Genomic DNA, 5951 nt, shown 5'->3' on the forward strand with positions numbered 1-5951 from the left:
GGGGGCGCACAGGGTAACAAATCGGGGCCTGACTGCCAAAGCGCGCGGTCAGGCCCCGATTTGGATGTGAGGAAGTTGCCGGAGCCGGTTAGCGGACGCAGGCAGGCCCGTGGGGCTGGGCCAGCATGGTGAACATGCTCTCTATCATAAAGGCGGATTCGCCCTGCAGGTCGATCCGCCCCGGAAAGTGGAGCCAGTTGATGATGTAGCCATCCAGAGTGCAGTGGAGCAGGGTGGCGGCGCGCTGCAGGTTGAGGTTGGCGGGCAGTTGGCCCCGCCGTACCGCATTGGCCAGGGTGGTCTCCAGGTCCCGAAAGAAGTTGGCGGACTGGCTGCGGATATGCTCGCGCAGTGAGATGGCTTCCCCCTCCAGCGATTCGAGATTGAACAGTATGGTGAACATCTGCCGCTGGGCCGGATTGTGAATGAAGCTGTGGAGCACCCCTTCGAAGAAGAGGCGCAGTTGCCCCAGCGGATCCGGCTCATCTGGATTGAGGCAGGCATCGAGCTGGTGGGCGAGGGGGCTGCAGAGCTCCTGCCAGAGCGAAATGAAGAGTTCATCCTTGTTCTTGAAGTGCCAATAGATGGCCCCGCGGGTCAGGTCTGCCGCCTTGGCGATGTCGGTCAGGCTGGTCTTGGCCAGGCCCTGGGAGCAGAACAGATCCAGCGCCGTGCTCATGATGTGGCAGCGGGTTTGCTGCGCCTCTTCTTTGGTTCGTCTGGCCATCGAAATTTGTGCCTCATGCAAGCAAAAAGTCACTTACATACATTTATGAATGTATGTATATTGCCTCATCTTTCGACTATTTACCAACAGGGCCCATGCGGCCCTGATTGTTCATTGACTGGCAAAGGCTCAGGTGTTTCATGCATAAACATATTCTTGCTCGTTCAGTTGGTCTTGCCTTGCTGGCTACAGGCTTGCTGGCAGGTTGTGGTGACAAGGGGGGCGCACCTCAGGGACAGGGCGGCATGCCCCCCGCGGCGGTCAACGTGGTGACCCTGCAGAGCGGTCCGCTGATGTTGACCACTGAGTTGACCGGCCGCAGCGCCCCGTTGCGGGTGGCCGAAGTGCGTCCGCAGGTGAGCGGCATCATCCTCAAGCGCCTCTTTACCGAGGGGAGCGATGTGAAGGCGGGCGATCTGCTCTATCAGATCGATCCGGCTGTCTATCAGGCGGCGGTTGCCAGCGCCAAGGCCAATCTGGCCAAGGCCGAGGCTAACGAGCAGAGTGCCCGTCTCAAGGCGCAGCGCTATCAGGAGCTGCTCAAGGTCAAATCCATCAGCCGTCAGGACTATGACGACGCCGATGCGAGCTGGAAGCAGGCCAAGGCCGAGATCATGGCAAGCAAGGCAGCTTTGCGCACTGCCGAGATCAATCTCGGTTACACTCGCATCACAGCCCCCATCAGCGGCCGCATCGGTAAATCCGCGGTGACCGAGGGGGCACTGGTAACCGCCCAGCAGGCTGACAGCCTGACCGCCATTCAGCAGCTCGATCCCATGTATGTGGATGTGCGTCAGTCCACCGCCGATCTGCTGCGCCTGAAGCGACTGGTCGCCGAGGGCAAGCTGACCCAGGACGAGCAGAAAGGGGCCAAGGTGACCTTCCAGCTGGAAGATGGCTCCACTTATGGCGAAGAGGGCTCGCTGCAGTTCTCCGATGTGACCGTGGATGAGACCTCCGGCATGGTGACCCTGCGGGTGATTGTGCCCAACCCTCACCAGCTGCTGCTGCCCGGCATGTTTATGCGCGCCACCCTGCAAGAGGGTGAGCGGGCGCAAGGGCTGCTGGTGCCGCAAACTGCCGTGACTCGCACCCCCAACGGCGGAGCCACCGTGATGGTGGTGACCGCTGACAACAAGGTGGAGCTGCGCAACGTGCAACTGAGCCGTGTCGTCGGCAGCAACTGGGTGGTGGAGTCAGGGCTCACCTCCGGCGAGCGGGTGATCGTGGCTGGCTTGCAGAAAGTACGACCGGGCGCCGTGGTCAATCCCGCCGAGCAGGGTGCTGATGCACCGTCTGCTCAAGCTGCGTCCAACACCCCGGCCAACAAGTAGGATGGAGTAGTCGCTTCATGGCTCGATTTTTTATAGACAGACCCATTTTTGCCTGGGTGATCGCGCTGGTGATCATGCTGGCGGGTAGCCTGGCCATCATCAAATTGCCGGTCGCCCAGTATCCGAGCATTGCGCCGCCTGCTGTCGGTATTTCTGCCAGCTATCCGGGCGCATCCGCCAAAACGGTGGAAGACTCGGTAACCCAGATCATCGAACAGAACATGACCGGGCTGGATCACCTGCTCTACATGTCCTCCCAGTCTGACTCCGCGGGTCGGGTGTCGGTGACCCTCACCTTCCAGCCGGGTACCGATCCCGATATCGCCCAGGTGCAGGTGCAGAACAAGCTGCAGCAGGCGATGTCGCTGCTGCCACAAGAGGTTCAGCAGCAGGGGATCCGGGTTCAGAAGACCTCCAGCAGCTTCCTGATGGTCGCGGCGTTCATTTCCAGCGATGGCAGTATGAACAACGACGACCTGGCGGATTATGTGGTCTCCAATATCAAGGAGCCCCTGAGTCGTCTGGACGGGGTAGGGGACATCACCTTGTTCGGCAGCCAGTATTCCATGCGGGTCTGGCTCGATCCCAACAAGCTTAACCGGGTGCAGATGACCCCGGGGGATGTGCAGGCGGCCATCAAGGCGCAGAACGCCCAGGTCGCGTTCGGCAAGCTGGGTGGCACACCATCGGTGGAAGATCAGCAGTTCACCGCCACCATCATGGGGCAGACCCGGCTCTCTACCGTGGAGCAGTTCAACGACATCCTGCTGCGGGTGAATCAGGATGGCTCCAAGGTACGGCTGAAAGATGTGGCCCGGGTCGAGCTGGCGGGCGAAAGCTATGACGCCGATGCGCTCTACAACGGCCAGTCCACCGCCGCGGTCGCCATCAAGCTGGCGACCGGCGCCAACGCGCTGGATACCGCCGAGAAGGTGCGTGCCAAGCTCAATGAGCTGTCGGATTACTTCCCGGCCAATATGGAGATCGTCTACCCCTACGACACCACGCCGTTTGTGAAGATCTCCATCGAGGAGGTGGTGCAGACCCTGATCGAGGCGATCTTCTTGGTGTTCTGCGTCATGTATCTGTTCCTGCAGAACTTCCGCGCCACCCTGATCCCGACCATTGCGGTGCCTGTGGTGCTGCTCGGTACCTTCGGGGTGATGGCGGCGTTCGGCTTCTCCATCAACACCCTCACCATGTTCGGTATGGTGCTGGCCATCGGCCTGCTGGTGGATGACGCCATCGTGGTGGTGGAGAACGTGGAGCGGCTGATGAGCGAGGAGGATCTCTCCCCGCTGGAAGCGACCCGCAAGTCGATGACCCAGATCACCGGCGCGCTGGTGGGGATCGCGTTGGTGCTCTCCGCCGTGTTCGTGCCGATGGCCTTCTTCGGCGGCTCGACCGGTGCCATCTATCGCCAGTTCTCGCTGACCATCGTCTCGGCCATGGTGCTGTCGGTGCTGGTGGCGTTGATCCTGACCCCGGCGCTCTGTGCCACCCTGCTCAAGCCGATGAAACATGGTGAATTTGGAGCCAAGCGAGGCTTCTTTGGCTGGTTCAACCGCGCCTTTGATGCCGGTACCAACCGCTATCAGAGCGGCGTGCGCAAGGTGATCAAACAGGGCGTGCGCTACAGCCTGATCTACGGTGCCATGCTGGCGGTACTGGCAGTGCTCTTTATGCGAATGCCCACCTCCTTCCTGCCGGAAGAGGATCAGGGGGTCATCATGTCCATGGTGCAGCTGCCGGTGGGGGCCACCAAGCAGCGCACCGAGGTGGTGCTGGCGGACATGCGCGACTACTTCCTGAAAAACGAGAAGGATAACGTTGACTCCGTACTGACCGTATCGGGCTTCAGCTTCGCCGGTAGTGGTCAGAACGCGGGTATGGCCTTTATCAAGCTCAAGGACTGGAGCGAGCGCAAGAGCCCGGATCGCAGCGCCAATGCCATTATCGGTCGTGCCATGGGCTATCTGTTCAGCATCAAGGAAGCGCAAGTGTTCGCCTTCAACCTGCCTCCGATCCCGGAGCTGGGTACGGCGACCGGTTTTGACTTCTTCCTGCAGGATCGCGGCGGTATCGGTCACGATAAGCTGATGGCGGCGCGTAACCAGCTGCTCGGCATGGCGGCGCAGGATCCCACTTTGGTGCGGGTGCGTCCGAACGGGATGGAAGATACGCCGCAGCTCGATATCAAGATCGACTACGAGAAGGCACTGGCGCAGGGGCTATCCATCGCCGATATCAACAACACCCTGGCTACCGCCTGGGGCTCGTCCTACGTCAATGACTTCGTCGACCGTGGCCGGATCAAGAAGGTCTACATGCAGGCGGATGCCCCCTTCCGGATGAACCCAGAAGATCTGAAACTCTGGTATGTGCGCAACAGTGTCGGTCAGATGGTGCCCTTCTCCGCCTTTGCCAGCACCGAGTGGAGCTTCGGCTCGCCGCGTCTGGAACGTTACAACGGCGTGCCGGCGATGGAGATCGTCGGTGAAGCGGCGCCCGGCAAGAGTACCGGTGATGCGATGGCAGCCATCGAGCTGATGGTGAAACAGCTGCCGGAAGGGGTGGGCATCGAGTGGACCGGGCTCTCCTTCCAGGAGCGTCAGGCCGGTTCACAGGCACCTGCGCTCTACGCCATCTCCTTGTTGGTGGTGTTCCTCTGTCTGGCGGCCCTCTACGAGAGCTGGAGCATTCCGTTCTCGGTGATGCTGGTGGTGCCGCTCGGGGTGTTGGGGGCCATTGTGGCTGCCACCCTGCGCGGGTTGGAGAACGACGTCTACTTCCAGGTAGGTCTGCTCACCACCATAGGCTTGTCGGCGAAGAACGCGATTTTGATCGTAGAATTTGCCAAAGAGCTTTATGACAAGGGGATGGTGTTGGGTGAAGCCGTGGTGGAGGCGGCGCGTCTGCGTCTGCGTCCGATCCTGATGACCTCGCTTGCCTTTATCCTCGGGGTGCTGCCGCTGGTAATCAGCTCTGGCGCAGGTGCCAGCAGCCGTAACGCCATCGGTACCGGCGTGATGGGGGGGATGATCAGCGCCACCGTGCTGGCCATCTTCTTCGTGCCGCTCTTCTTTGTGTTGGTGATGCGCTACTTCACCAAACACAGCAGCAAAGAAGAGCGTCTGACCCATGCTCATGAGTCAAAACATGACTGATGGCATGCAGGTTTAGCTAATTTAGGTAAGGCCTCCAATCAGTTGAAATGGTGCCTTTCGATAAAGGCACCAATTACTTTCTCGTGGAGCTCAATGGAACGAGAGAAACAGATGGTTTTGCGAGCCAATCGCTTAATGCGCGTTCTGAGCGTCAGGTTGTTACGCTCGATACGCTGGGTGAATATCTTCCCGGTCTGGAGGGTCTTACACGGATCCTTTCTGGCGTAATTCCCCCAGTCATCGCTGGTGATAAAACCAATCTGGAACGGAGAAAGTAGGCTCAGCAAGCGGCGGCATGTCTCATCGTTGCGTGGGCCAAAGGTATATGCCACGACTCGTTTTCTCTTGGTGAATCGCCCCGTCTTCTCTAGACACTTTCGAGCCGCTCGAAATATTGCTTTTCACACTCTACTGGCGATAGCCCATTGTTGAAACTGTGCCGGCGCTTGGGGTTGTAAAACATTTCAATGTAATCGAACACATCCTGCCGGGCTTCCTCGCGATCCGCATAGGTTTTACGTCGGATCCGCTCGCGTTTTAGGAGCTGGAAGAAACTCTCCGCCACCGCGTTATCATGACAATTGCCACGTCTGCTCATGCTGGCCTTAAGCCGATGATCCCGCAAAAAATCCTGCCAGTCATAGCTGCTAAACTGGCTCCCTTGGTCGGAATGGACCAGCACTTCCTGCTCCGGTCGCCGTCGCCACACCGCCATCAGTAACG

Annotated in this window: 4 protein-coding genes and 1 pseudogene; 2 read left to right on the plus strand and 3 right to left on the minus strand. The window is 59.6% G+C overall.

Annotated elements, in window-relative coordinates:
* Positions 1 to 88 precede the first annotated feature (88 nt).
* Positions 89 to 727, minus strand: coding sequence for a TetR family transcriptional regulator (locus tag AB5Y92_RS18850; RefSeq protein ID WP_368227381.1), 639 nt, complete (start codon positions 725 to 727; stop codon positions 89 to 91).
* A 140-nt stretch (positions 728 to 867) separates the two neighbouring features.
* On the opposite strand from AB5Y92_RS18850, the gene AB5Y92_RS18855 reads away from it, so the two are divergent.
* Together AB5Y92_RS18855 and AB5Y92_RS18860 are read left to right on the plus strand one after the other, a co-directional pair.
* On the plus strand, positions 868 to 2061 hold the full coding sequence (locus AB5Y92_RS18855) for an efflux RND transporter periplasmic adaptor subunit (RefSeq protein ID WP_021231193.1): 1194 nt from the start codon (positions 868 to 870) through the stop codon (positions 2059 to 2061).
* Between the two features lie 17 nt (positions 2062 to 2078).
* Positions 2079 to 5228, plus strand: a complete 3150-nt coding sequence (locus AB5Y92_RS18860) for an efflux RND transporter permease subunit (RefSeq protein ID WP_368227382.1) — start codon at positions 2079 to 2081, stop codon at positions 5226 to 5228.
* 38 nt (positions 5229 to 5266) lie between these two features.
* On the opposite strand, the pseudogene AB5Y92_RS18865 reads toward AB5Y92_RS18860, so the two are convergent.
* Positions 5267 to 5578, minus strand: a pseudogene (locus tag AB5Y92_RS18865) (IS1 family transposase); the annotation flags it as partial.
* Positions 5579 to 5595: 17 nt separating this feature from the next.
* A partial coding sequence (locus AB5Y92_RS18870; protein WP_368227383.1) for an IS3 family transposase occupies positions 5596 to 5951 on the minus strand: 356 nt, incomplete at its 5' end.

This window comes from Aeromonas sp. R1-1, assembly GCF_040908495.1.
Taxonomy (GTDB): Bacteria; Pseudomonadota; Gammaproteobacteria; order Enterobacterales; family Aeromonadaceae; genus Aeromonas; species Aeromonas veronii.